The sequence below is a fragment of the Micromonospora sp. RTBAU3-60 genome (assembly GCF_054963695.1).
Map to the genome: position 1 here is coordinate 206,791 of NZ_JBUEGB010000002.1, position 24,012 is coordinate 230,802.

Here is a 24,012-nt window from a genome sequence, read left to right on the forward strand (position 1 = left end):
GTGCAGTTCACCACCGCGAGGGTCGCCGGCCCGCAGCGCGCCAACGGTCCTGATCCAGAACCGCCCCTCGCCCCCCGAAGCCCCCGCATCCGGTGACCGCTACCGCCGGATGCCAAGCATATGCCGGGCTGAAGACCGGATCGAGGTCGCAGCGGAATGCGAACCCCGCACAGTCCTCGTCGTCGCCTACCAGCCCGGCAATCACGGAATCCGCGCTGTCGGAGGGCCTGGCTAGCGTGACCGGTCGTGGATGCTCCGTCCTTCCTTCGCCATCTCCGTCATGAGCTCGCGGCGTTCCGGGCCTGTCTCGACGGCGACCTGTCTGTCCCGATCGAACACTGCTCCGGCTGGACACTGCGCGATCTGGCGGCCCATCTCGGCGGTTCGAACCTGTAGGCGGCCGCCGCGGTGACCGAACAGCGGGGTGACTACGAACCGGCGGCGGCACCGACGGACCCGGCCGAGCTGCTGCGCTGGTTCGACGAGTCCTCCGAGACGCTGCTCCGCGCACTGGACGTCGACCCGGGCACCCCTGCGTGGACCTTCCAGCCGCCGCACACGGTCGGCTTCTGGCAGCGGCGCCGCTGCCTGGAGGCCCTCGTGCACCGGTGGGACGCCGAGCACGCATTTGGTACGCCGCGTCCGCTGGACGCGGAGCTGGCGGGCGAGGGCGTGGCCGAGGTGTTCGACACGATGGCGCCGAGGCAGGTCGGGCGGGGCCGGGCCGAACCGCCCGCCGCGGCGCTTCGGCTCGATGCGACGGATACCGGCGCGTCGTGGACGTACGGCCCGGGCGCGCCGGTAGCCGTGCTCTCCGGCACCGCACCGGATCTCCTGCTGCTGCTCTGGGGCCGACTCCCGCGCCACGGCGCGTCGCTGACCTGGCAGGGTGATCAGCAGGCCGGGCAGCGCATCCTGGACGGCCCGCTGACGCCCTGACGGGTCCGGTCAGCGGGCGGCGTCGGCGAGGATCTCGGCCAGGGCGTGCGACGTCTGCCGGACGATGCCCGGGTTGGTGTCCCAGTAGTAGGGCAGCGCGAACACCGCTTGAAGCAGAGCCCAGCCGCGGCCGCGCAGCCAGGAGGCGTCGTCCGCGTCCAGTTCAGCACGGAACCGCTCGCGGCTGCGGCCGGCGAAGACGTTCCACGCCGGTTGCAGGTCGCAGGCCGGGTCGCCGACGTTGAGTCCGCCGAAGTCGATGACGGCGGAGAGGCGCCCCTCCACGACCAGCAGGTTGCCGGGCAGCAGGTCCCCGTGCACCCACACCCCCGGCCCGTCCCACGCCGGCGCGTCCAGCGACTCCTGCCAGGCGCGCAGCGTCGCGGCGCCGTCGACGCGGTCGCCGAGCTGCGCCACCGACCGGCGTACGCCCTCGTCGAATTCGGCCAGGTCGCTGCCCCGGCTGCCCGGCTTCCGGGGGTACGCACCGGTGGTGTCGATCTTTCGCAGCGCCATGATGAACGCGGCGAGGTCGACCGCGGCCTGGTCCAGGTCGTCGAGGCTGCCGTTGGCGTTCTCGCCGGGCAGCCACTCGTACACCGACCAGTCGAACGGGTAGCCCTCGGCGGGGCGTCCTCGCACGAGCGGGACGGGCAGGGCGAGCGGCAGGTGCGGGGCCAGCCGCGGCAGCCACTCGGCTTCCCGCGCGGCCTGCGCGGTGGCCCAGCCGATCCGGGGCAGCCGGACCACCAGGTCCGCGCCGAGCCGGTAGATGTCGTGGTCCGTCCCGTACGAGGGGACCAACCGGATCGGCAGGTCCGCCCACTGCGGGAACTGCCCGGCGAGCAGTCGACGGACGAGGTCGACGTCGGTTTCCACCTCGTCGGCGTGCATCTTCACCCGAGTCACGGCGCCATCCTCGGCCGATCCGGTGAGCCGGACAACCGGGTTTCGCCGGAGACGGTTCACTCGGCCCGGCGTCGCCAAGTCAGCGTCATCACAAGGATCAGCAGGCCGGCCGGCAGCGCAGCCATCAGCAGACCCCGGTACCACCCGAGCTGGAGGCGGAGGCCGACCCGGCCGTCCGGCTCCCGGGTCACCGTGTACTGCTGGCCCGGTGAGTCGGGGTCGAGGCGGCAGGTGAGCCGGTAGGTGCCGCTGGTGGCGGCGGCGAAGCCCGTGGCCCAGGTCCAGAGGGTGTCGTCGGTGGCGACCTCGGTCCACTGGACCAGGTACTCCGGTTCGGCCACGGTCACCGGGAGCCCGTCCGGTCCCGTGACCCGGCAACGGTCGCGGTCGGGTGCGGCGGTCGGCCGGGTGGCCCAGACCGCGTACCGGCCGGGCTGGACGAGGTCAACGGTGAACTCGTCGAACAGGGTTCCGGTGAGCCGGAGCGGGAGGGGCACGGGCTCGGCGCGCGGGGAAATCGCCCGCTGGACGGCGGGCAGGGCCGTCGTCAGGCCGAAACAGCCGACGAGCACGAGGACGCCGGCCAGCACCAGCGCCACCCGCCTGCCCATGCGGGAGAGCGTAGCGCCGGCAAGCCCCTCCGTCGCCGCCCGCGTACGGCGGCAGGCTAGCGTCGGGGCGTGAGCATCGGATCCCCGCGCGTCCTGCCGGCCGATAGCGGCATCGCCGAGGCCGCCGCCGTCCTGCGTGGCGGTGGGCTGGTCGCCTTTCCCACAGAGACGGTCTACGGGCTGGGCGCGAACGCGCTCGACGCCCGGGCGGCGGCCCGCATCTTCGAGGCGAAGGCGCGCCCCAGCTTCGACCCGCTGATCAGCCACCTGGCCGACGCCGCCGACCTGGCCGGGCTGGTCGGCGAGGTGCCACCGGCGGTCGCCGCGCTGGTCGAGCGCTTCTGGCCCGGCCCGCTCACCCTGATCGTGGACCGGCCCGCGGCGATCCCGTCGATCGTCACCTCGGGCCTGGACACCATGGCGGTCCGGGTGCCGGACGAGCCGTCCGCCCGCGCGCTGATCGCCGCCGCCGGGGTGCCCGTGGCCGCGCCCAGCGCCAACCGGTTCGGGCAGCTCAGCCCGACCCGGGCCGAGCACGTGGTGGCCGGGTTGGGCGACGCGGTGGACGTGGTGCTCGACGGCGGACCCACCCGGTGCGGGATCGAGTCGACGATCGTGGACGCCCGTGGCGAACGCCCGGTGGTGCTCCGGCTGGGCGCGCTGCCGGTCGAGGCGCTGGTCGAGGCGGTCGGGCCGGTCGACGTACGGCCGGGCAGCTCCGGACAGCCGGTGGCGCCTGGCACGCTCGCGGCCCACTACGCTCCGCGTACCCCCTTGCGGCTGGGGACGGCGGAGTCGGCGCCGGAGGACGGCGGCCGGCGGGGTTTCCTGGCCTTTCGGGAGCGTCCGGAGGCGGACGGGTGGGCGGCCGTGGAGGTGCTGTCGCCCGAGGGTGACCTGACCGCAGCGGCCGCGCGGCTCTTCGACGCGCTGCACCGGCTCGACGCGGCCGGGGTGACCGAGATCGTCGCCGAGCCGGTGCCCGAGGTCGGCGTGGGACGGGCGATCAACGACCGGTTGCGACGGGCCGCCGCCACCTGGCACTGACCGCCACCGGTCCACAGCAGCGGTGGACCGTGGTCAGGTCTCCCGTTGGAGCACGTTCAGGTTGACGTAGCGCGGTTCACCTCATGTGTCGGCATGCCTTCCGCCCGCCTGGGTAGGAAAACCAGCAACAACCCCCCGAAGGTGAGGTGTGATCCCGATGCCGACCGCACGCGACATCATGACCAGCGACGTGAGCTGTGTCCGGGAGCAGGACGATCTCCGGACGGCCGCCCGGCGGATGGCCGACCTGGGGGTGGGCTCGCTGCCGATCTGTGGCGCCGACAACCGCCTCAAGGGCATGCTGACCGACCGCGACATCGTGGTGAAGGTGCTCGCCGAGGGCCGCGACCCCGGCAGCGTGACCGCGGGTGAACTGGCCCAGGGCGAGGCGGTGACCATCGGCGCCGACGACGACGCGGCCGAGATCCTGCGGACCATGGGCAAGCACCAGGTACGCCGGCTCCCGGTGATCGACGGGCACGACCTCGTCGGCATCGTGGCCGTCGCCGACGTGGCCCGTTCGCTGCCGGAGCGCCCGGTGGGCGACCTCATCGAGGCCATCTCCGAGCGCGGCTGAACCCCTACCCGGCACGGCCGGACCGGTGTGGACCGGCGGCCGGCGTACGGAGGCCGTGCTGCGGGAGCCGGTCGACGAGTCTGCTGAGCGCGCCGTTGGCGAAGGTGGCGCCGAGCGCGGAGCCGGCGGCGATGGTCCAGCCCACCGGGCCGAGCGGGGTGCAGCCGAAGAACTGGCTGAGCCCCGGGGTCTGCACCACCGCGACCAGCACGCCGACGGACGCGGCGGTGGAGGCCAGGACGGTGGGGCTGGTGCCGCCGGCCAGCACGGTCTGGCCGAGCTGGGTGCCGACCAGCGAGGCGAGCGCCACGGTGCCGGCCCGGCGCTCGGTGCCGGTCCACCGGGCGAGGCTCCAGCCGGCAGCCGCGCCGAGCGTGGTGGCGCTCGCCCGGAGCCCGATCTCCCGGGTCATCGTCGCGCCGAGCGAGGTGTCCGGCCCCTCCCGTAGCAGGTGGTCGGCCCCGTGGGCGGCCGGCGGGCGGACCGCGATGGCCAGCGCGGGCGCCAGGTCGGTGAGCAGGTTGACCAGCAGCAGTTGCCGTCCGGTCAGCGCGGACCGGCCGGTGGCGGCGGCGGTCAGCACGCTGAACGCGATCTCGCCGAGGTTGCCGCCGACCAGGATGCTCAGCGCGTGGCGGACGGACGACCACATCGCCCGCCCCTCCACCAGCGTGGAGATGATCGTCTCCAGCCGGTCGTCGGTGACCACCAGGTCGGCGGCGGCGCGGGCCGCCGGGGTGCCGCGCTGGCCCAGCGCGATGCCCACGTCGGCCAGCCGGATCGCCGGGGCGTCGTTGGCGCCGTCCCCGGTCATCGCCACCGTACGGCCCCGCCGTTGGAGTGCCTGGATGATCCGGACCTTGTGCGCCGGAGTGCAGCGGGCCACCACGTCGGTCGCCATGAGCCGCTCGGCCAGCGCCTCGTCGTCGAGCCGGTCCAGGTCGGTCGCGGTGACCACCCGCTGCCCACCGTCGTCGGGGCTGATGGTCGCGGCGATCGCCTCGGCGGTGGCGGGGTGGTCTCCGGTGATCATGATGGTGTGCACGCCGGCCTGCCGGATCCGGCGGACCGCGGGCTTCGCGCTCACCCGTACCCCGTCGGCGAGCGCCAGGAAGCCGACGAAGACCAGCCCCTCGACCTGCTCGTCGGTCACCGACTCGGCGCCCACCGGGCACTCGGCGACGGCGAGGATGCGATGCCCGGCCCTGGCCCGCTCGGCGAGCATCGCGTGCAGCCCGTCCCGGCCCGCCTCGTCCAGCGGCTGGTCACCGCCGGCCGTCCGGCGGGCCGCGCACCGCGGCACCACCGATTCGGGCGCCCCTTTGACGCTGAGCAGCAGCCCCTGCGAGGTCCGCCCGATGGTGGCGTGGTAGCCGCGGGACGGCTCGAACGGCAGCCCGCCCACCGCCGTCCAGCCCGCCGAGCCGGTCTGCTCCGCCACCCTGGCGGTGCCCGCGCCCCGGCGTACCGCCCGGTCGGTGTGCTGGGGCAGCTCGTCCGGGTCGGCCGCGGCCGGGGTGGCCCGCAGCGCCGTGGCCAGGGTCAGCCGCAACGGCTCGTCCAGCCGGTCCGGTGGGGCGTACCGCTCGCCGGCGCCGTCACCGACCCCGGCCAGCAGCAGCTTCCCCTCGGTGAGGGTGCCGGTCTTGTCGAAGCAGAGCACGTCCACCCGACCCAGCGCCTCGATGGTCCGCGGGTTGCGGACCAGCGCGCCGTGCTCGGCGAGCCGCCGGGCCGCCGCCAGCTGCGCGGCGCTGACCAGGAACGGCAGCCCCTCCGGCACCGACGCGACGGCCAGGTTCGCGGCGGTCGCCGCCGTCGCCGCCAGGGGTACGCCCCGGAGCAGCCCCGCCCCGGCCACCGCGATCGCCGAGCCGGCCGCCAGCGGTACGGCGGCTTTGGTCAGCTTCCCGAGTCGCGCCTCCACCCCGCTCGGCGGCGGGGCCTCCCGGGCCATGGCCAGGCTGCGCCCGGCCTCGGTCTCCTCGCCGGTCGCCACCACCACGGCGGTGCCCCGGCCGGCCGCGACTGTGGTGCCCTCGTACAGCATGGAACGCCGCTCCGCGACGGCCGCCGCCACCACCGGATCGGCGGTCTTGCCCACCGGCAGCGACTCCCCGGTCAGCGACGACTCGTCGGCCTCCAGCCCGTCCGAGCCGAGCACCCGGCAGTCCGCCGGGATCGCGTCCCCCGGGCCCACCGTGATCACGTCCCCCGCCACCAGCTCCTCCGCGGGCACCACCCGCTCGACTCCGTCGCGCAGCACCCGGGCGGTCACCGCGGTGCGGGACAGCAGTTGGGCCAGGGACCGCTCGGTGTTGCGCTGGTGCACCGCGCCGACCAGCGCCGAACCGCCGACCACCCCGCCGACCAGGGCCGCGTCGACCAGCGAGCCGAACGCGGCGGAGAGCACGGCCCCGGCGGCGAGCACCGGGGTGAGGGGGTTCGCCAGCTCCTGCACGAACGCGCGCAGCAGCCCGGCCGGTCCCGCGTGGTCTCCCGCGACCGCGTGCCGCCGCCGGTCCGCCTCCTCGCTGGTCAACCCGTTCGGGTCGGTGCCCAACTGGTCGAGCACGGTCTCCACCGGCATCAGGTGCCACGCGGTCAGCGCGGGCGCCGGCGCGCGGGTCCGGTCCGGCAGCCGGTGGGCCCGCCACACGCCGTGCCCGAAGGCGAGCGCGCCGGCACCGTTCACCGCGGAGAGGGTCCGACCGGGCAGCCGCAGCGGGTCGGCGGTGAGCGCGGCCAGCGCCCCGAGCCCGCTGCCGGCCATCGAGATCCGGATGTTCTGCCCGGTCATCCGGCGGGCCACCCCGACCGCGTCGATCAGCAGCGCGGGAATCCGCAGGTCCTCGCCGACCAGCAGGTGGGCACCCCAGGGCGGGAGGTCCTCGGGGGCCGAGACGCCGAGCGAGCAGTCGGCCGCGCTGAGTGCGGCACGGTCACCGGACACCAGCAGGACCACCGCGCCGTCGCGTTGCAGGGCGCGTATCGAGTCGGTGAGGTGCGCACCGCCGGGCACCAGGGCGTCGGCGAAGCCGTACCGGCCGTCGTCGTCGCCGGCCACCACGAGGCGCAGGCCCGCCTGACGGGCGGCGGTGGGCAGGACGTCCACCCCGGGTGCCGGCTCCGGATCCACCCGGAGCACGGCGGCGAGGGTGTCGCCCTCCGCGAGGCCGAGCAGCATCCCGCCGTGCTCGGTGAGCCGGCGCCGGTCCGGGGTGTCCCCCGGGTCGCGGGCGTCGATCCGGTCCAGCGGCCCGAGCCGCCAGCCGTCGGCCTCCCGTACGCCGTCCGGGGCGGCCGGGTCGAAGAGGGCGAACGCCCGGGCGGCCACCTGCCCGGTGTCCGCCCCGGGCAGCGGCGCCAGGTCGGCCAGCACGCCCCGGTCCGAGCCGAGGATCGCGCTGTCCAGCACCACTGTGTCGATGCCGTCCAGCCTCCGCAGCACGCTGCGGTCCATGGCGATCACGCCGCGCCGGGCCAGCATCCGGCCGAGCTGGGCCGCGTACCCCTCGCGTCCGTTCCCGGGAGCCTTGGAGAGCGCGGAGAGGGCCACCGATGCGGCCCGCTTCGGGCCGACCACGGGCACCGCCGCCGCGCCGGCCGCCGCACCGGCGAGGAGTGCCCGCTGCACGTACCGCTCGGCCGGGCCGTCCGGGCGTGGTTGCGGGCGCTCGCCCTCAGGCACCCGGGCGACCGCCCGCTCCGGGTCGCCGGTCAGCCGCGGTTCCGCCCTCGACCAGGCGGTGAGCTGAGCCCGCGCCTCGCCCCACTGCACCACCCGCTGCGCGCCGTCCAGCACTATTCCGGTCCAGCCGCCGGTGAGGCCCTGCACCACCGCCTCGGCGAGCGGGAAGAGCACCTCGGCGCGGGGGTCGGCGCGCAGCCCCCGGTCGGCCAGGGCGTGCAGCTTCGGGTGCAGGTCGATCGCGGCGAGGAAGCCGGCCACCTCGCCGGGGACGGGGGTGAACGGCAGGATTCGGGTGGCCGCCGAGATGGTCAGGCCGAGCGCGTCCGAGACCAGCGCGCCCAGGGTCCGGGGCGTACGCGGGCCCTCCTCGGCCGGGTGTGGCGGGGGAATCTCCGGGTCCGGCTCGTACGGGCACACCCGCTCGGTGCGGGCGATCGTGGCGATCAGGTCGCGCAGTTTCGGCTTCGGCTCCTGGACCGCCACCACCACCCGGCCGGAGGGCGCGTTGACCCGGGCCCAGGCCACCCCGGGCATCCGCTCCAGCACCTCCTCGACCTGCCGGGCCAGCCGGTTCGCGCCGTCCTGGCAGACGCCGTGCACCTCGATGTGGTGGCGACCGTCCCGGGTCCAGACCCGGCGCCGGGTCAGCCCGGCCAGGCGGGCCACTCGGGCGGCGCCCTCACCCACCCGTCCGGCCGCCTCGGCGACGCCGCGCGGTACGGCGGCCCCGCCGGCCCGGCTCGCCGCCGGCACCGCGTGCGGCAGGGCCGAGCCGACCGTCCGGGCGGCGTCCGGCACGGCGTTGACGACGGTACGGGCGACCCGCGCGACGGCGTCCGGCGCCAGCAGGAGACCGGCGTACCGGCCCAGCGAGGTCATCGAGGCGTACGGCCGAGCCCCCGGCCGCGCTCCCCGTTGCTCCCGCCGCCGCGCCAGCCGTACGCCATCTCGCCTCCCGTACCCCTCGTCCCGGCGGCCCGACTTCCCGGCGTCGCGTCCGTTATGCCCCCCGGGTGGGGGAAGTTTCCCGGCTGGCGGGGGCATGGACCGGATCGTGGGTGGAATTCCCGGTCGGACGTCGATGTGGTCGGTCGGATCCAGGGGAGGCGGAATGAGCGCGGTGACCCGGCAGCTCAGCGGGGTGTGCGAGGCGATGCGGAGGTACAACCGGCGGGTGGAGATCCCGGTGCTGGGCGAGGTGGCGGTGCCCCCGCCCGACAAGATCGCCTACTACGCGGGGCTGGGCGTGCTCGCCGCGCTCCAGGTCATCGAATGGCCGATCGCCCTGGTCATCACCGCCGGGCACGTGTTGGCCGACCAGCACATGTCCGGGCTGGTCAAGGGCGTCGGCGAGGCGCTGCAGTCGGCCTGACGAGAGCGGGATCACCGTTGACCTCAATCCGGGTTGAGGTCGGATGCTTGATCCCATGTCGACCGCACGTACGCCGGGCCGCCGGTGACCGCCACCGCCGCCTCGGCCGCCCCAGCGCACCTCTACTCCCCGCGCCTGCGGGCGATGACCGTGGGCAGCGTCGCCCTGGTGTCGCTGCTGGCGTTCGAGGCCCTGGCGGTCGGCACCGCGATGCCCACCGTCGCCCGCAGCCTCGACGGGCTCACCCTGTACGCGCTCGCCTTCGGCGGCCCGTTCGCCTCCGGCGTGGTGGCCATGGTGGCCTCGGGGATCTGGTGCGACGCGCGCGGGCCGCGCGCACCGATGTGGCACGGCGTGGCCTGGTTCGTGGCCGGGCTGGTCGTCGCGGGCGTCGCCCCGACCATGGAGTTGCTGGTGGTCGGGCGGGTGGTGCAGGGCTTCGGCTCGGGCCTGCTGTCGGTGGCGCTCTATGTGATCGTCGGGCAGGCGTACCCGGAGGAACTGCGGCGGCGGGTCTTCGCCGCGTTCGCGGCGGCCTGGGTCGTACCGTCGCTGGTCGGTCCGGCGCTGGCCGGCCTGATCGTCGAGCACCTGGGCTGGCGCTGGGTCTTCCTCGCGGTGCCGGCCGTCGCGGTGCCGGCGGTGCTGTTGATCCAGCCCGGGCTGCGGGCGCTCGGCGCGGCGGTCCCGGCCCGGCCGCCGGCCGGGGCGCTGGCCCGGATCGGCTGGGCCTGCGGGGCGGGGGCGAGCGCCGCACTGCTGCATCACGGGGGGCAGCAGCGCGGCGTGCTCGGCGGTGTGCTGGTGGCGGCGGGGCTGGTCGGCCTGCTGGTCTGCGCTCCGCGCCTGCTGCCGGCCGGTTTCCTGCGCGCCCGGCGGGGCCTGCCGACGGTGGTCGGCCTGCGCGGGCTCGCCTCGGCCGCGTTCGCCGGTGCGGAGGTGGTGATTCCGCTGATGCTGTCCCGGGAACGCGGCTTCTCGCCGACCGCCGCCGGCCTGGTGCTGACCGTCGGCGCGCTCTCCTGGTCGGTGGGCTCGTGGCTGCAGGGCCGGCTCGCCGCGCCGCGCTCGGCCGCCACCCTGCCCCGGGCCGGGCTGGGCTGCGTGGCCCTCGGTACGGCCACCGTCGCGTCGGCCGTCCTGCCGGGAGTGCCGGCGGCGCTGACGGTGCTCGGCTGGGCCGTCGCCGGACTCGGCATGGGCCTGCTCTACCCGTCCCTGTCGGTGCTCACGCTGGAGCTCTCCGCCCCCGGCGAGCAGGGGCGGAACAGTTCCGCCCTGCAACTGGGCGACTCGCTCGCCGCGGCCACCGTGCTGGCGCTGACCGGCGCGGTGCTGGCGGCCGGACCGGCTCCCGGTCCGGCGAGCTACGCGGTCACCCTGGCCGTGGCGGCCGGCTGCGGGCTGCTCGGCGTCCTGCTCGCCGCCCGGGTGGTGGTCCGCCCGTCCGCCGCCTGAGTCGCGCGGACGGCCCGGCATCGGCCGGTCACGAACCGGCTGGCCGTCCCGTCCGTTGAGCGGAACGCGGGCGTCCTCGGCCGGGCGTTGGGCAGGGCCGGCGCGGCAGTGGGCGCCACCCCGCCCGGGCTGGGGCGAGGGTGTCGGGAGAGGAGCGGTCGATGCGGGTGCTGGTCACGGGGGCGAGCGGGCGACTCGGGCGAGCGGTGCTGCCGCGCCTGCGGGACGACGGCTTCGTCGTACGGGCGGTGAGCCGGCATCCTCGGCAGGACTCCGCCGTGGAGTGGTTGACGGCCGACCTCGCCACCGGCGCGGGGTTGACCCCGGCGGTCGCCGGCGTCGAGGCGGTGCTGCACCTGGCGTCCTCGGCGGCCCGGCGTACCCACGAGGTCGACGTGCTCGGCACGCGGCGGCTGGTGGAGGCCGCCGGCCGGGCCGGCGTGAAACATCTCGTGTTCGTCTCGATCGTGGGGATCGACCGGGTGCCGCTCCGCTACTACCGGCACAAACTCGCCGCCGAGCAAGTCGTGACGGCCGGCCCGGTGCCGTGGAGCATCCTGCGGGCGACCCAGTTCCCGGAGCTCCTGGAGGAACTGCTGCGCAATCCCGCCCGGCTCGGCCCGGTGATCGGCGACCCGGCCGTCCTGGCCCAGCCGGTCGACCCGGTCGACGTGGCGGCCCGGCTCGCCGGGATGCTGGCCGCCGGCCCGTCGCACGCGGTCGAGGAGTTGGGCGGGCCGCAGCTGCTCCGCTTCGACGAGGCGGTACGGGCCTGGCGGACGGCCCGCCGCTCCCGCCGCCCGCTGCTGCCGGTGCGGATCCCGGGGCGGCTCGGCCGCGCCCTGCGCGCCGGCGGCCTCACCACCACCGCCACTCCCACGGGCAGCCGGACCTGGGCGGACCACCTCGCCGACACGTACGGGGGAACCGGTCGAAGATGAAACCTTCAGCGGCTCACGTTCGCCTTACCGTGGCCGCATGCTGGTCTTCGTCACCACCGTGATCCTGTACGTGTTCGGTTTCGTCTTCCTCTACGGCGTGGTCCGGCTGGGCGTCCGGCACGGCATGGAGGACGTCGAGGCGCATCGTCCGGAGGTCCTGGAGCGGGCGCATCTCGCCGCCGCCCGGGACCGCGACTTCGCCCGCCAGAACGCCTTCCTGTCCGGCAACTCCAACTGACCGTCGCTACCCGCACCGGTCGCACCGTCGTCCCGGGTGCGGCCGGTGCGGGTCTCCCGTCAGGCGGGCGGCCGGCACGTCGGTGAGCGGAACCCCGGCGGCTGGTGCGAGGATCGCACCCGTGATGGGGACGCTGAAGACAGAGCCGGCCCGTACCCGACTGGACCTGCTGGCACCGCCGGTCGCCGCCGCCGTGGAGCGGTGGCCAGCCGAGGCGCCGGTGGACGTCGACGACGTGCTGGTCGCTCCGATCGACGCGGACCTGGCCGACACGGCCGCGTTCTGCGCCGCGTACGAGGTGGGGCTCGACGAGTCGGCGAACTGCGTGGTGGTCGCCGGCAAGCGAGGTGGCGAGATCCGGTACGCGGCCTGCGTCGTGCTGGCCACGACCCGGGCCGACGTGAACGGCGTGGTCCGCCGGATGCTCGACGTCCGCAAGGCGAGCTTCGCGCCGATGGCCGACGCGGTCGAGCTGACCGGGATGGAGTACGGCGGCATCACCCCGATCGGCCTGCCGGAGGAGTGGCCGATCCTGGTCGACTCGCGGGTGATTGCCACGCCGCACGTCATCATCGGATCCGGCGTACGGCACAGCAAGATCGCGCTGCCCGGGCCGGCGCTCGGCGCGCTGCCCGGGGCCACGGTGGTGGAAGACCTGGCCAGGCCGACCTAGGCAGTTACTGTCATGGATCTTGTTTCACGTGGAACAAGATCCATGATTGTCACTCGGTCGACTCTCGCTGCTCGACCTCACGCAGGGCGGCGAGCAGGGTCTCCGGCTCCTGCGCGCCGGTGACGGCGTACTTCCCGGCCAGCACGAAGGTCGGCACGCTGGAGACGCCGAGCTGGTGCGCCTCGGTCAGGTCGGCGGCCACCTCACGCCGGCCCAGGTTCGACGCCAGGTACTCCCGGGCCTCGGTCTCGTCCAGGCCCACCTCGGCGGCGAGCTTGACCAGGGCGTCCTTCGACCCGACGTCGATCCCGTCCTGGAAGTGCGCCCGGTAGAGCCGCTCCACCAGTTCGGCGGCACGGCCCCGCTCGGTGGCGAACCGGACGAGGCGGTGCGCCTCGAAGGTGTTGGCGGCCACCGCGCGGTCGAAGTGCATCTCGATCCCCGCACCGGCGGCGACCTGGGTGACGTGGGCGGCCATCCCCTCGGCCTGCTCCCGGCTGCCGAACTTCGCGCCCAGCGCCTCGACCAGCGGCTTCGGCTCGGTCACCGGCGTCGGGTCGAGCTGGAACGGCCGGTACCGGACGGTCACCTCACCGTCGTACGACTCCAGGGCCTGCTCCAGCCGGCGCTTGCCGATCCAGCACCACGGGCAGACGACGTCGGCGTAGATCTCGATCTCCATGACCGGCAACAACCCGTCGATCAGGAATTCTGTTCCCGGACCTGGCGCTTGAGCCGGGCCAGGATCGCCGTGCCGCCGCGTACCCGCAGCGGGCTGATCGCCTGGGCCAGCCCCATCCGCTGGTAGAGGTCGTCCGGCACGGCCAGCACCTGGTCGGCGGTCGCCCCGGCCAGGCCCTCGGCCAGGATGCCGGCGAACGCCCGGGTGGTCGGCGCCTCGGGCGGGCAGTCGAACCAGGTGATCACGGTGCCGTCCGGCTGCACCTGGGCGCGCAGGAAGAACGGCGTCTGGCACTCCGGCACCTGCTCCATGCCCTCCCGGTCCATGCCTGCGGGCAGTGGCGGGATGACGTCGGCGTACTCGAGGAGCATCTCCAGCACCACGTCGCGGGGCGCCGCGGCGAACTCCTCGACGATCTCGGCCAGCTTGCTCGGCATCTCGGGCATTCCTTGAGGCTATCGGCAGCGTACGGCCGCCCGCCGAGGTGGAGCTGTCAGGAAGGGGCCCCTCCGCTACCGGGCGTTGAGAAGGGACCCCTCCTGTCACATGTTCGGGGCGGCCTCGCTGATGTCGCTGAGGGCGGAGTTCGGGTCGAGCTGCATGGCCAGGTCACCCAGGGAGACGATGCCGACCAGCTTCCGCTCGTTGTCGCAGACCAGCACCCGCCGGATGTTGCGCTCCCGCATCAGGGCCGCCGCCTCGCTCGCGGTGGAGTGCTGCTCGATCATCACCACCTCGCGGGTGATGATCGACCCGATCGTGGTGGTCGCCGGGTCGGCCCGCTCGGCGACCGCCCGGACCACGATGTCGCGGTCGGTCAGCATGCCGGCGAGGGTCGCCCCCTCGGTGACCACCACATCGCCGATGTCCGACTCCTTCATCACCCTGGCTGCCTCGTCCAGCGTGGTCTCCGCCGGCAGGTAGACCACCTGCTTGGTCATCGCGTCGCTGACCCGGTACATGAGAGCCTCCGAAACACTCGATCCGGCACCGGTACCCCCTCGCGCGCCCGCTACACCCGGTTGCGGCGTGCCCCGGGCACCTCGTCGAGCAGGCGCTCGACCAGACCGCCCACCGGCAGCTCGACCCGCTCGCCGGAGGCCCGGTCGCGCAGCTCGACGTACCCGTCGGCGAGCCGGCGGCCGACCACGACGGCGCGCGGGATGCCGACCAGTTCGGCGTCGGTGAACTTCACCCCGGCCGAGACGTGCGTGCGGTCGTCGACCAGCACCCGCAGGCCGGCCGCCGACAGCCGCCCGCCGAGCTCCAGCGCCGCGTCGAGCTGCGCCCCCTTCCCCGCCGCCACCAGGTGTACGTCGCACGGCGCGACCGCCGCCGGCCAGACCAGCCCCCGCTCGTCGTGGTGCTGCTCGGCCACCGCCGCGACCGCCCGCGAGACGCCGATGCCGTAGCAGCCCATGGTGGGCCGGACCGGCTTCCCCTCGGGGCCGAGCACGTCGACGGCGAACGCGTCGGTGTAGCGGCGGCCGAGCTGGAAGATGTGCCCCACCTCGATGCCCCGCCGCATGGTCAGCTCACCGGTCTCGCAGGCCGGGCAGGGGTCGCCGGGCCGCACCTCGGCAGCCTCGATCGTCCCGTCCGGGACGAAGTCCCGCCCGCAGACCACGTCGACCGCGTGCCGGCCCGGCTCGTTCGCCCCGGTCAGCCAGGCGGTGCCGGGGACCACGCGGGGATCGACCAGGTAGCGGACGCCGTGCTTGGCGAGAATCTGCGGCCCGAGGTACCCGCGGACCAGCTCGGGATGGTCCGTCCAGTCCTCGAAGACCGCCACCGTGGCGGGGGCGAGCACCGCGGCCACCCGCTTGAGGTCCACCTCGCGGTCGCCGGGCAGGCCGATCACCAGCAGCTCGGCGGTCTCCGCGCCGGGCCGGCGTACGGTCAGCACCACGTTCTTCAACGTGTCGGCGGCGGTCCAGTCCGTCCGGCCGCCGAGGGCGCGGGCGTTGGCCAGCTCGACCAGCGAGGCGATGGTCGGCGTCTCCGGGGTGTCGTGCACCTCCATCGCCGGATGGGCGTCGGGGTCAGCGGCGGTCGGGGCGCGGGTCACCACCGCCTCCGTGTTGGCCGCGTAGGCGCAGGCCGTGCAGCCCACGAAGCTGTCCTCGCCGACCGGGGTCGCCGCCAGGAACTCCTCCGACGCCGAGCCGCCCATCGCCCCGGACATCGCGTGCACCACCGTGTAGTCCAGTCCGAGCCGGTCGAAGATCCGCTGATAGGCGTCGCGGTGCCGGTCGTAGGCCGCCTGCAGCCCCGCCGCGTCCAGGTCGAACGAGTACGCGTCCTTCATCAGGAACTCGCGCCCGCGCAGCAGACCGGCCCGGGGCCGGGCCTCGTCCCGGAACTTCGTCTGGATCTGGAACAGCGTCACCGGGAAGTCCCGGTACGAGGTGAAGAGGTCCTTCACCAGCAGCGTGGCCATCTCCTCGTGGGTCGGGGCGAGCAGGTGCTCGGCGCCCTTCCGGTCAGCGAGGGTGAAGATGTCGTCGCCGTACTCCGTCCACCGCCCGCTGGTCCGGTACGGCTCGGCCGGCAGCAGCGCGGGGAAGTGCACCTCCTGGTCGCCGATCGCCGCCATCTCCGCGCGGACGATCTCGGTGACCCGGTCCAGCACCAGCTTGCCCAGCGGCAGCCAGGTGTAGCCGCCCGGGGCGGCGCGGCGCACGTAGCCGGCGCGGAGCAGGAGACGGTGGCTCGGCACCTCGGCGTCGGCCGGGTCCTCGCGCAGGGTCCGGAGCAGCAGGGTCGACATGCGCAGCAGCATTGCCGCAGCGTACGGCGGGCCGGGTCGGACCGGCGATCCTATTCCGTCGACTCCGGGTCGCCGATGTCGCGGTGTCCGACCGACCGGGACACCGCGACATCGCGTACCTGGTGATGCATGACTTGGGTGTGCCGTCAGCGTCCCCTCGCCGCGGCGGCAACCGGCCTACGATCCGGCCATGCCCGTGACTCCATCGACCCATGCCATCAACCAGTACGCGACGACGACCGGCAACCTCACCACCCGGATCGCGTTGCACGCCTACGGCACCAACCCGCAGAGCTGGTTCGACTGGCTGGACGAGCGGCTACCGCTGGCCGGCGGCGTACTCGAGGTCGGTGCCGGCACCGGCAGGCTGTGGACCCACGTCGACCACCTCGGCCGGGGGCTCCGGCTCACCCTGACCGACTTCTCCGCAGCCATGTGCGAGCAGTTGCGGAGCATCCCCGGCGCCCACGTCCAGCAGTGCGACGCCGCCGACCTCCCGTTCCCCGACGCGAGCTTCGACACCGTCATCGCCAACCACATGCTCTATCACCTCGACGACCCCGACGCCGCGCTGCGCGAGTTCGCCCGGGTGCTCCGCCCCGGCGGCCGGCTGGCCGTCGCCGTCAACGGCAGCGACCACCTCGACGAACTCAACGCCATCGGCCCGGCCATCGGCCGTCCCGAGCTGGTGCTCGGCGCCGCGCAGAACGACGTCACCGCCGAGACCGGACCGGGCTACCTGGCCGCCCACTTCACCGACATCACCGTCGAGCGCTACCCGTGCGACCTCGACATCCCCACGGCCGAGCCCATTCTGGCCTATCTCGACAGCATGGCCGGGGAACCGCTCCCGCCGAAGCAGCGGTCCGCCGCCCGCGACATCGTCCAGGCCCGCATCGACGCTGAGGGCAGTTTCCGGGTACGCAAGCACAGCGTGCTGATCACCGCATCGCGCTGACGAGGCCGGCTCGCGGACCCCGACCACGCCGGGCAGGTTGTCGGCCACCTCCACGCACTCGCCGTTGCCGCTCAATCAGCTCGACCGATCGCCGGCGAGGCCGCAGGAAAATTGACGAAGCATCGGCAACCATCGCGCTGCGGGGTGGCGTCTGGGAGGGCGTCAAGCTGATGCCCCACCTCACCCCCAAGGATCGGCTCGTGTGGACCCTCTCCTGAGTGAGTTCGACTCGTTCGTGCGAACCCGCACCCCCGCACTGCTGCGCTCGGCGTATCTGCTGACCGGCGACCAACACCTGGCGGAAGACCTCGTCCAGTCCGCGCTGGCCCGGACCCACCGCTCCTGGAACCGGCTGCACGACAGCGGCAACGCCGAGGCGTACACCCGCAAGATCATGTACCACCTCCAAGTTTCCTGGTGGCGGCGGCGCCGGGTGGCCGAGTCGATGCCGGGCGACCTGCCCGAGCCGCGCGGAGGCGACTCGGCCCCCGACCACGCCCACCAGACCACGCTCCGGCTCACCCTCCGGGCCGCGCTCGCGAAGCTCTCCGCCAAGCAGCGGGCCGTGCTGGTCCTGCGGTTCTTCGAGGACCGCACCGAAGCCGAGGCCGCCGACCTGCTCGGCGTCACCGTCGGCACCGTCAAGAGTCAGACCTCGAAGGCCCTGGCCAAGCTGCGCACCGTCGCCCCCGAGCTCGCCGAGCTGTACGTCCTGGAAGGGAGTGCCCGATGAACCACGACCGCCTCCGGCTCGACCTGGCCGACCTGGCCGAGGAGGTCACCCCGGTCGACCTGCGGGACCGGGCGCTGCGTACCTCCCGGCGGCTCGGCATCCAGCGGGCCGTCGCCACCTCGGCCGCCGCGCTGGTGATGATCGCCGCCGCAACGGGCACCGCCCTGGCGATCCGCCCCAACGGGCAGGCGCCCACTCCACAGCCGGCCGGTCCGTCGACCACCGTCACCCCGACCCCGGTCGAGGGCACCCCGACCCCGGACCCGTCAGCCAGCTCCGAGCCGACCAGCTCGCCGACGAAGCCGGCGACCGTCCTCGCCGGCACCCGCTACTACCTCGAGAAGACGTCCAACAAGTACCGGATCCACGCCGTCCGGGGCGGCTCGGACCGGGTGGTCCACCAGCTTCCGTTCGTCACCTACGGCTGCGAGGCCAACACCCTCACCGTCTCGCCGGACGGCAGGCGGGTGGCCTGGGTGCAGGACAGCACGGACGGCAACCTCAGTGGGGTGCTCCTCGCCGGCACGCTCGGACAGCCGGGGGCGACGAAGCTGCTGGACGACGTCAGCTGCCTCGACAGCAGGCCGCTGCGCTGGCAGGGCAGCGACCTGCTGATGGTACGCAAGAAGACCGGGCAGTCCGTGCTGTACGACGTAGCGGCCAACAAGCGGGTCAACGGTGACCCGGGCCAGGAGACCGAACGGTGCTGGTCGGCCGACGGCAGGTGGCTGGCGGCGGTGGCGGAGGGCCAGCCGTACGTGGCGGACGGGACGCAGCTCCGCCAGTACACCTACACGCCGCCGAAGGACGAGGCCGCGCACTGGGGTGGCTGGGAGGCCCGGAGCGTGTCGATGGACGGCCGGTACGTCTCCGTTGGCTGGATCGGCACCGACCCGTCCCGCCGGGACGACAGCTTCGCCGTGGTCGACACGACCACCAGCAAAGTGGTCGACCTGCCGGGTAGCGGCGATATCCGTAGCATCATGTTCACCGTCGACAACAAGGTGATCGTCAAGCGGGCGACCGGCATCAGCGTGCTGGACAGCGGCTTCAGGCCGCTCGGCACGGTCGCCGAGCCCACCCCGGTGCGGAACATGACGCTGCTGGCGTACGTGCCCTGAGCCGTCGATCAGCGGACCATCAGCAGGCCCTCAGCACCAGGTGCTGAGGGCCTGCTGCGTGGCTGGGCCGCGTCTCGAACATTCCCCGAAATTCCTTCGTCGATACGGCAACCCTCCCTTGAGAACTCGACGTCTGGGAGTGCGTCAACCCGTTGCGCCACCGAACCTGAGGACTGGAACCGTGAGCGTTTTCGCCGCCGCCCCCGCCAACCGCACCGCTCGTCTCCGTAGCCTCCGCCGGGCCGTGGTCCTCTCGGCCGCCGCGCTCGCGATGGTGGGGCTGAGCGCCTGCGGCGAGGGCAGGAACGCACCGGCCGGCTCGCCCGCGCCGACCACCTCCGATGCACCGGCCACCGTCGCCACCGCGGCTCCGGTCAGCAACCCCGCCTCGGCCACCGTGCTCACCGGCACCCGCTACTACCTGGGCATGACCGACCAGGAGGCGGTGGTCCACGCCGTCCGGGGCGACGTCGACGAGGTGACCGCCCGGATTCCCCTCGGCTCCGGCTACTGCGTCCGCAACACGATCACCATCTCGCCGTACGGCGAGCGGCTCGCCTGGGTGGAGGGCGGTGCCAACGCGGATGCCGGCACCCTGGTGACGTCGATGATCGACGGATCGCGGGAGCGGACGGTCGGGCGGGCGGAGTCCTTCCGCGGGAAGGCCAACTGCATCGGCAGCAATCCGCTCGTCTGGAACACCAACGACCTGCTGATGGTGCAGGACGGCCGCCGGTCGGTGCTGATCGACGTGGCGGAGAACAAGCCGGCCGACGGCGACGCGGGCAACGAGACCCTCAAGTGGTGGTCCGCCGACGGGCGGAACTGGGCCGCGGTCTCCGAGGGCAAGCCGTACGCCACCGGCGGGAGCAAGGACTTCTACCACTACACGCCCCCGAAGGCCGAGGCCGCGCACTACGACGGCTGGCGGGTGCGCAGCGTGTCGATGGACGGCCGGTACGTGGCGGTCGGCTGGATGAACACCGACGTGTCCCGTAACGACGGCAGTTTCGCGGTGGTCGACACCACCACCAGCAAGGTCGTCAAGCTCCCCGTCGGCGGCGAGGTCAAGAGCATCCAGTTCGCGGCGGACGGCAAGGTGCTGGTGCGGCAGGCGACCAGGGTCGTGGTGCTGGACGCCCGCTTCCGGCAGATCGGCGAGGTGGCGGAGCCCCGGGACGTGCAGCAGCTGACCCTGCTGGCCTACGTGCCCTGAGCACGCCCGACCGCCGAGCGGGCCGCCCCACCAGGGGCGGCCCGCTCGGCATTCAGCGCACCTTGGCCTTGAGGTAGGCCGCCCAGTCCTTCTCGAACTCCTCGTACGACACGCCGAGGACGTCCCGCGTCACCGTGTCGATTTTCCGGCTGCGGTAGTGCTCAGCCACGAGCTGGAACATCTTCTGCTCGCCGTACCGCTCGACGAGGTAGCCGATGGCCGAGTGGCCCAGCCAGTAGTGGTATTCGACCCGGTCCTTCAGGTCCCACGCCGGGCCTCCCGGCAGGGAGGACGGGTAGCCGGTCTTCCGGATCACCGTCCGGGAGTTGGCCGTACGCTCGCTGGTCAGCCAGGCCTTTCCGCCGTGGCCCAGGTATTCCGCGAACCCCTCGACCACCCACCTCTCCCGCTCGCCCACCAGCGAGGAGCCCGGGGCCCGGGCGGTGAGCTTGCCGATCAGGGCATGGCCGATCTCGTGCCGGAACAGGTTCAGCTGCCGCTCCCGGGTTCCCCTCGTGAAGTGGTACTCGTCGCGGACGTCGACCACCACCCGGGTGGCCCCGACCACGGGGTCGTTCTCGTCGCCGTCGAGCACACCCTCCGGCGGCACCGGGATCGCGACCCCGGACTCGGTGGGGGTCTCCTTCGTGGTCCGGTAGAGGGAACCCAACTCGGACCGCCCCTTGACCAGGGAGATGACGAAGCCCGGCGGCACATCGCCGCGCACCCCGCCGGCCCGCCAGGCGGCCAGGTCGTCCGCCGCGGCCTGCTCGGCGATCGGGGCGTACCGTTGCGCCTCCGCCCGCAGCGACGCGTCGACGATCAGCAGCGTGTGCGGCGTCCGCTCGACATGAATGTCGCGCCACTTGTCCCACGGGGCCGGGTAGTGGGTGACCGCGTCCCGCCTGCGCTCCTCCGGGACGCCCCCGGCCCGGACGACCCTCAGCGGCGCGTCCTGGTCGGCCTGGACGATCGTCCACTGGTACCACTCCTCGACCGGGCCGACGTCGAAGCCGTCGAACCGATGCACGAACGCCACCGTCACGTCGACCTCGTGCCCGCCGCCAACCGGGCGGAACTCGCCCTTGTGGACGTACCCGAAGCGCACGTCGGCCAGCGGCAGCTTGCTGAGGTTGCGGTACAGGCTGGTCTGCGTCGCGAGCAGATCCTTGTCGGCCGGGTCGAACGGCGCGACGAACGCCTTCTCGTCCCGGCCGATGAGCGCCCTGGTGTGCTCGGCCAGCAAGGACTCGATCTTCGCCTGCCTGATCGGGTTCGTGTCGTCGAGCGCGGCGGCCGAGCTGTCGTTCCGATCGTCGAGATACGACTTCAGCCCGACCAGCCCCGCCCCGGCGCACAGGGCCAGGGCCAGGGCCCCCGCACCGAGTCCGATCCACAGGCCACGCCGGGACCGCCGGGCCGGTGGTGCCGGCGGCGGAGCGTGCCCGCCCGGTGGCGGGTGGGGCAGCGGCCCGTACGGGTGGGCGGGCGCCCCGGCGGGCGGTGGGGCGTACGGTCCGGGGTGTCCCGGCGGGGGAACGGCGCGCGGTCCCTCGGTCATGGCGTGCGTCCTCGCTCGTGTCCGACGCGTCGGGTCCGCGTCCACACAGGGGCGGTCCCGACTGGGGTCGCGCGCCATTATTTCCGCCCGAGCGTCCGCTTCTCTGCCCCGTGCCACCCATCGGCGGCGTGGGCAGCGCCACGTCCGCACGTGGCGGGCGCGCCCGTCGACCATCTCCGGTGCCAGAATGGCCGACACCGATGGGAATTCCGGTAGCCGGGGGGACGACAGGTGCGCTGGCGCAGCTTCGTGGCGGTGGGCGACAGCTTCACCGAGGGCATGGACGACGCGTATCCGGACGGCACGTACCGCGGCTGGGCGGACCTGGTCGCCACCCGGCTCGCCGCCGAGGCCGGCCCGGACTTCGGGTACGCCAACCTGGCGATCCGGGGCCGACTGTTCCCGAACATCGTCGCCGAGCAGGTGCCGGCCGCCCTGGCCATGCAGCCCGACCTGATCAGCTTCGCGGCCGGCGGCAACGACGTGCTGCGCCGGACCTTCGACGCCGAGTCCTTCGTCCCCCGCTTCGACGCGGTGATCGGCGAGTTACGCGGCAGCGGCGCAGACGTGATCCTCTTCCGGTTCGCCGATGTGATGGCCCGGCTCCCCGGGCAGCGGCTCGTGGCACCCCGGGTGACCCTGCTCAACCGGGTGGTCGGTGAGGTCGCCGAGCGGCACGGCGCCATCCTGGTCGACCTGTACGCCGACGACACCTACCTGAACCCGATGCTGTGGAGCACCGACCGGCTGCACCTGTCGGCGGCCGGGCACCGGCGGGTCGCCGGGCAGGTGCTCACCGCCCTCGGGGTGGGCTGCGACGAGGAGTGGCTGATGGTGCCGCCGCACCCCGCGCCGACCCCGTGGCTGGCCGCCCGCGCCGCCGACCTGCGCTGGGCCGGCCAGCACCTGGCGCCCTGGATCAAGCGTCGGCTGACCGGCCGCTCCTCCGGCGACCTGGTCACCGCCAAGCGGCCGGTGCTCGGACCGATCGCCGACTGACCGGTGCGGACGATCCACGCCGCCCCGCTGCTGCGGCTGACCCCGGACGACGAGCCCCGCCCGGATCACGCGGTGCTGGTCTCCGGCGACCGGGTCGAGGCCGTCGCGCCGCTGGACGAGCTGACGGAGGCGTACCCGGAGGTGCGGGTGCGGCGGTGGGCCGGCACCCTCGGGCCGGCGCTGGTGCACGACGGGCCGCTGCCGCCCGCGCCCACCCCGCGCGAGCGGGTGCACGCCCTGTTCCGGCGCGGTGCCGCCGCGGTGCTCGCCACCGCAGTGGCCGACCCGGCGTTGCGGGCCGCCGCCGCCCGCAACGACGTCGCTGTGCTGGGTGCCGCCCGGCCTCCGGCGCTGGTGGTGGGTGGGCGGGCCGACCTGGCCGTGTTCGGGCCCGACGGCGCCTGTCTGGCCACGGTGGTGGCCGGCCGGCTGGTGCACCGCCGCGCCTGACTACCGGTTCCGCCGCTGTCGGTGCGAGCCGCCCATTCGCTGCACCCTATTTCCGTTGACCGGCCCTGGTCCCGGGATCGGGCGTACCTTGGGGCTCATGCCTGTGCCGAGCGATCCGAATCCCCGCTTCCAGTCGTACGCCGACCCGCAGCGCCTGGTCACCACGGAGTGGCTGGCCGAGCATCTGGGCGATGAGGGCCTCGTGGTGGTCGAGTCCGACGAGGACGTGCTCCTCTACGACACCGGCCACCTCCCGGGCGCCGTCAAGGTCGACTGGCACACCGAGCTGAACGACCAGGTGACCCGGGACTACCTGGACGCGAAGAGCTTCGCCGAACTGTGTGCCGCCAAGGGCATCGGCCGGAACGACACGGTGATCTTCTACGGCGACAACTTCAACTGGTGGGCCGCGTACGCCCTCTGGGTCTTCTCCCTCTTCGGCCACCCGGACGTCCGGCTGCTCGACGGCGGCCGGCAGAAGTGGATCGCCGAGGGGCGCGAGCTGACCCGGGAGAAGGTCACCCGCCCACGCGCCGACTACCCGGTGCCGGAGCGGAACGACGCGCCGATCCGGGCTTACCGGGAGCAGGTGATGGCGCACATCGCCGCCGGCCGGCCGCTGGTCGACGTCCGCTCGCCCGGCGAGTACACCGGCGAGATGCTGCACATGCCGGACTACCCGCAGGAGGGCGCGCTGCGCGGTGGGCACATCCCCGGCGCGGTGAACAAGCCGTGGAAGTCCGCCGCGAACGACGACGGCACCTTCAAGTCCGCGGAGGAGCTGCGCACCATCTACGCCGACCAGCTCGGGCTGAGCCCGTCCGACGACGTGGTGGCGTACTGCCGGATCGGTGAGCGGTCCAGCCACACCTGGTTCGTGCTGCGCCACCTGCTCGGCTACCCGCAGGTCCGCAACTACGACGGGTCCTGGACCGAGTGGGGCAACCTGGTCCGCGCGCCTGTGGTGAAGGGCGACGAGCCCGGCGGTCTCACCGGCTGACCGCTCGGCCCGCCCGGAGGCTGACGCTTCTGGGCGGCAATCCGGCGTTGCCCCGTCGCGTCC

At 73.9% G+C, this 24,012-nt stretch carries 22 protein-coding genes and 1 pseudogene; 15 read left to right on the top strand and 8 right to left on the bottom strand.

What is annotated here, in order from left to right:
- Nucleotides 1-246: 246 nt before the first annotated feature.
- Nucleotides 247-939 (top strand): annotated as a pseudogene (locus ACY34I_RS03105) (maleylpyruvate isomerase family mycothiol-dependent enzyme).
- A gap of 9 nt (nt 940-948) precedes the next feature.
- On the opposite strand, the gene ACY34I_RS03110 reads toward ACY34I_RS03105, so the two are convergent.
- Nucleotides 949-1,848: an aminoglycoside phosphotransferase family protein gene (locus ACY34I_RS03110; protein ID WP_462752245.1), complete on the bottom strand. Its 900-nt coding sequence runs from the start codon at nt 1,846-1,848 to the stop codon at nt 949-951.
- 56 nt (nt 1,849-1,904) lie between these two features.
- Complete coding sequence (locus ACY34I_RS03115; RefSeq protein ID WP_462752247.1) at nt 1,905-2,459, bottom strand: hypothetical protein; 555 nt, start codon at nt 2,457-2,459, stop codon at nt 1,905-1,907.
- A gap of 93 nt (nt 2,460-2,552) precedes the next feature.
- Between ACY34I_RS03115 and ACY34I_RS03120 the strand changes: the two genes are divergently transcribed.
- Nucleotides 2,553-3,506 carry an L-threonylcarbamoyladenylate synthase gene (locus ACY34I_RS03120; RefSeq protein ID WP_462752531.1) on the top strand — a complete coding sequence of 318 codons (954 nt, stop codon included), beginning with the start codon at nt 2,553-2,555 and terminating at the stop codon, nt 3,504-3,506.
- Nucleotides 3,507-3,663: 157 nt separating this feature from the next.
- Nucleotides 3,664-4,083: a CBS domain-containing protein gene (locus tag ACY34I_RS03125; RefSeq protein WP_462752249.1), complete on the top strand. Its 420-nt coding sequence runs from the start codon at nt 3,664-3,666 to the stop codon at nt 4,081-4,083.
- A 4-nt stretch (nt 4,084-4,087) separates the two neighbouring features.
- Here ACY34I_RS03125 and ACY34I_RS03130 read toward each other — a convergent pair whose 3' ends face one another.
- A complete protein-coding gene (locus ACY34I_RS03130) occupies nt 4,088-8,656 on the bottom strand; it encodes an HAD-IC family P-type ATPase (RefSeq protein WP_462752251.1) in 4,569 nt (1,522 codons plus the stop codon).
- Between the two features lie 202 nt (nt 8,657-8,858).
- Between ACY34I_RS03130 and ACY34I_RS03135 the strand changes: the two genes are divergently transcribed.
- From ACY34I_RS03135 to ACY34I_RS03155, 5 genes are all read left to right on the top strand, one after another.
- The gene (locus tag ACY34I_RS03135; protein WP_462752533.1) at nt 8,859-9,149 is read left to right on the top strand and encodes a hypothetical protein; all 291 of its coding nucleotides are present in this window, start codon (nt 8,859-8,861) and stop codon (nt 9,147-9,149) included.
- Between the two features lie 84 nt (nt 9,150-9,233).
- Entirely contained in the window at nt 9,234-10,607 is a 1,374-nt protein-coding gene (locus tag ACY34I_RS03140; RefSeq protein ID WP_462752253.1) for an MFS transporter, read from the top strand.
- A 161-nt stretch (nt 10,608-10,768) separates the two neighbouring features.
- Nucleotides 10,769-11,548 (top strand): SDR family oxidoreductase, encoded by a 780-nt coding sequence (locus tag ACY34I_RS03145; protein ID WP_462752255.1) that lies wholly within the window; start codon nt 10,769-10,771, stop codon nt 11,546-11,548.
- A 37-nt stretch (nt 11,549-11,585) separates the two neighbouring features.
- A complete protein-coding gene (locus tag ACY34I_RS03150) occupies nt 11,586-11,786 on the top strand; it encodes a hypothetical protein (protein ID WP_148793786.1) in 201 nt (66 codons plus the stop codon).
- A gap of 124 nt (nt 11,787-11,910) precedes the next feature.
- Complete coding sequence (locus tag ACY34I_RS03155; RefSeq protein WP_462752535.1) at nt 11,911-12,459, top strand: YbaK/EbsC family protein; 549 nt, start codon at nt 11,911-11,913, stop codon at nt 12,457-12,459.
- Between the two features lie 49 nt (nt 12,460-12,508).
- Here ACY34I_RS03155 and ACY34I_RS03160 read toward each other — a convergent pair whose 3' ends face one another.
- From ACY34I_RS03160 to ACY34I_RS03175, 4 genes are all read right to left on the bottom strand, one after another.
- Nucleotides 12,509-13,141 carry a DsbA family oxidoreductase gene (locus tag ACY34I_RS03160; RefSeq protein WP_462752257.1) on the bottom strand — a complete coding sequence of 211 codons (633 nt, stop codon included), beginning with the start codon at nt 13,139-13,141 and terminating at the stop codon, nt 12,509-12,511.
- A 20-nt stretch (nt 13,142-13,161) separates the two neighbouring features.
- Nucleotides 13,162-13,587, bottom strand: a complete 426-nt coding sequence (locus ACY34I_RS03165; RefSeq protein WP_462752259.1) for a SufE family protein — start codon at nt 13,585-13,587, stop codon at nt 13,162-13,164.
- 96 nt (nt 13,588-13,683) lie between these two features.
- The gene (locus tag ACY34I_RS03170) at nt 13,684-14,103 is read right to left on the bottom strand and encodes a CBS domain-containing protein (protein WP_148793789.1); all 420 of its coding nucleotides are present in this window, start codon (nt 14,101-14,103) and stop codon (nt 13,684-13,686) included.
- Between the two features lie 50 nt (nt 14,104-14,153).
- On the bottom strand, nt 14,154-15,923 hold the full coding sequence (locus ACY34I_RS03175) for a proline--tRNA ligase (protein ID WP_462752261.1): 1,770 nt from the start codon (nt 15,921-15,923) through the stop codon (nt 14,154-14,156).
- A gap of 178 nt (nt 15,924-16,101) precedes the next feature.
- Here ACY34I_RS03175 and ACY34I_RS03180 point away from each other — a divergent pair, with 178 nt between their 5' ends.
- The 4 genes from ACY34I_RS03180 to ACY34I_RS03195 all read left to right on the top strand — a co-directional run bounded on the left by ACY34I_RS03180 (nt 16,102) and on the right by ACY34I_RS03195 (nt 19,939).
- A complete protein-coding gene (locus ACY34I_RS03180) occupies nt 16,102-16,869 on the top strand; it encodes a class I SAM-dependent methyltransferase (RefSeq protein ID WP_462752263.1) in 768 nt (255 codons plus the stop codon).
- A gap of 202 nt (nt 16,870-17,071) precedes the next feature.
- Entirely contained in the window at nt 17,072-17,602 is a 531-nt protein-coding gene (locus ACY34I_RS03185) for a SigE family RNA polymerase sigma factor (RefSeq protein ID WP_462752265.1), read from the top strand.
- A complete protein-coding gene (locus ACY34I_RS03190) occupies nt 17,599-18,723 on the top strand; it encodes a TolB-like translocation protein (protein WP_462752267.1) in 1,125 nt (374 codons plus the stop codon). The genes ACY34I_RS03185 and ACY34I_RS03190 overlap by 4 nt, the downstream gene beginning before the upstream one ends.
- 181 nt (nt 18,724-18,904) lie before the next feature.
- Nucleotides 18,905-19,939 (top strand): hypothetical protein, encoded by a 1,035-nt coding sequence (locus ACY34I_RS03195; protein ID WP_462752269.1) that lies wholly within the window; start codon nt 18,905-18,907, stop codon nt 19,937-19,939.
- Between the two features lie 52 nt (nt 19,940-19,991).
- Here ACY34I_RS03195 and ACY34I_RS03200 read toward each other — a convergent pair whose 3' ends face one another.
- Nucleotides 19,992-21,500, bottom strand: coding sequence for a hypothetical protein (locus ACY34I_RS03200; protein WP_462752271.1), 1,509 nt, complete (start codon nt 21,498-21,500; stop codon nt 19,992-19,994).
- A gap of 231 nt (nt 21,501-21,731) precedes the next feature.
- Here ACY34I_RS03200 and ACY34I_RS03205 point away from each other — a divergent pair, with 231 nt between their 5' ends.
- The 3 genes from ACY34I_RS03205 to ACY34I_RS03215 all read left to right on the top strand — a co-directional run bounded on the left by ACY34I_RS03205 (nt 21,732) and on the right by ACY34I_RS03215 (nt 23,949).
- Nucleotides 21,732-22,499, top strand: a complete 768-nt coding sequence (locus ACY34I_RS03205; RefSeq protein WP_462752273.1) for an SGNH/GDSL hydrolase family protein — start codon at nt 21,732-21,734, stop codon at nt 22,497-22,499.
- Nucleotides 22,500-22,502: 3 nt separating this feature from the next.
- The gene (locus ACY34I_RS03210) at nt 22,503-22,949 is read left to right on the top strand and encodes an imidazolonepropionase-like domain-containing protein (protein ID WP_462752275.1); all 447 of its coding nucleotides are present in this window, start codon (nt 22,503-22,505) and stop codon (nt 22,947-22,949) included.
- Between the two features lie 97 nt (nt 22,950-23,046).
- Nucleotides 23,047-23,949: a sulfurtransferase gene (locus ACY34I_RS03215; protein WP_148793801.1), complete on the top strand. Its 903-nt coding sequence runs from the start codon at nt 23,047-23,049 to the stop codon at nt 23,947-23,949.
- Nucleotides 23,950-24,012: the final 63 nt, after the last annotated feature.

What these genes read in the sequence shown, in the direction of transcription:
- ACY34I_RS03115 (WP_462752247.1), bottom strand. Translation starts at nt 2,459, where the DNA reads ATGGGCAGGCGGGTGGCGCTGGTGCTGGCCGGCGTCCTCGTGCTCGTC.
- ACY34I_RS03125 (WP_462752249.1), top strand. Translation starts at nt 3,664, where the DNA reads ATGCCGACCGCACGCGACATCATGACCAGCGACGTGAGCTGTGTCCGG.
- ACY34I_RS03130 (WP_462752251.1), bottom strand. Translation starts at nt 8,656, where the DNA reads ATGACCTCGCTGGGCCGGTACGCCGGTCTCCTGCTGGCGCCGGACGCC.
- ACY34I_RS03135 (WP_462752533.1), top strand. Translation starts at nt 8,859, where the DNA reads ATGTGGTCGGTCGGATCCAGGGGAGGCGGAATGAGCGCGGTGACCCGG.
- ACY34I_RS03145 (WP_462752255.1), top strand. Translation starts at nt 10,769, where the DNA reads ATGCGGGTGCTGGTCACGGGGGCGAGCGGGCGACTCGGGCGAGCGGTG.
- ACY34I_RS03150 (WP_148793786.1), top strand. Translation starts at nt 11,586, where the DNA reads ATGCTGGTCTTCGTCACCACCGTGATCCTGTACGTGTTCGGTTTCGTC.
- ACY34I_RS03155 (WP_462752535.1), top strand. Translation starts at nt 11,911, where the DNA reads ATGGGGACGCTGAAGACAGAGCCGGCCCGTACCCGACTGGACCTGCTG.
- ACY34I_RS03160 (WP_462752257.1), bottom strand. Translation starts at nt 13,141, where the DNA reads ATGGAGATCGAGATCTACGCCGACGTCGTCTGCCCGTGGTGCTGGATC.
- ACY34I_RS03165 (WP_462752259.1), bottom strand. Translation starts at nt 13,587, where the DNA reads ATGCCCGAGATGCCGAGCAAGCTGGCCGAGATCGTCGAGGAGTTCGCC.
- ACY34I_RS03170 (WP_148793789.1), bottom strand. Translation starts at nt 14,103, where the DNA reads ATGTACCGGGTCAGCGACGCGATGACCAAGCAGGTGGTCTACCTGCCG.
- ACY34I_RS03175 (WP_462752261.1), bottom strand. Translation starts at nt 15,923, where the DNA reads ATGCTGCTGCGCATGTCGACCCTGCTGCTCCGGACCCTGCGCGAGGAC.
- ACY34I_RS03180 (WP_462752263.1), top strand. Translation starts at nt 16,102, where the DNA reads ATGCCCGTGACTCCATCGACCCATGCCATCAACCAGTACGCGACGACG.
- ACY34I_RS03190 (WP_462752267.1), top strand. Translation starts at nt 17,599, where the DNA reads ATGAACCACGACCGCCTCCGGCTCGACCTGGCCGACCTGGCCGAGGAG.
- ACY34I_RS03200 (WP_462752271.1), bottom strand. Translation starts at nt 21,500, where the DNA reads ATGACCGAGGGACCGCGCGCCGTTCCCCCGCCGGGACACCCCGGACCG.
- ACY34I_RS03215 (WP_148793801.1), top strand. Translation starts at nt 23,047, where the DNA reads ATGCCTGTGCCGAGCGATCCGAATCCCCGCTTCCAGTCGTACGCCGAC.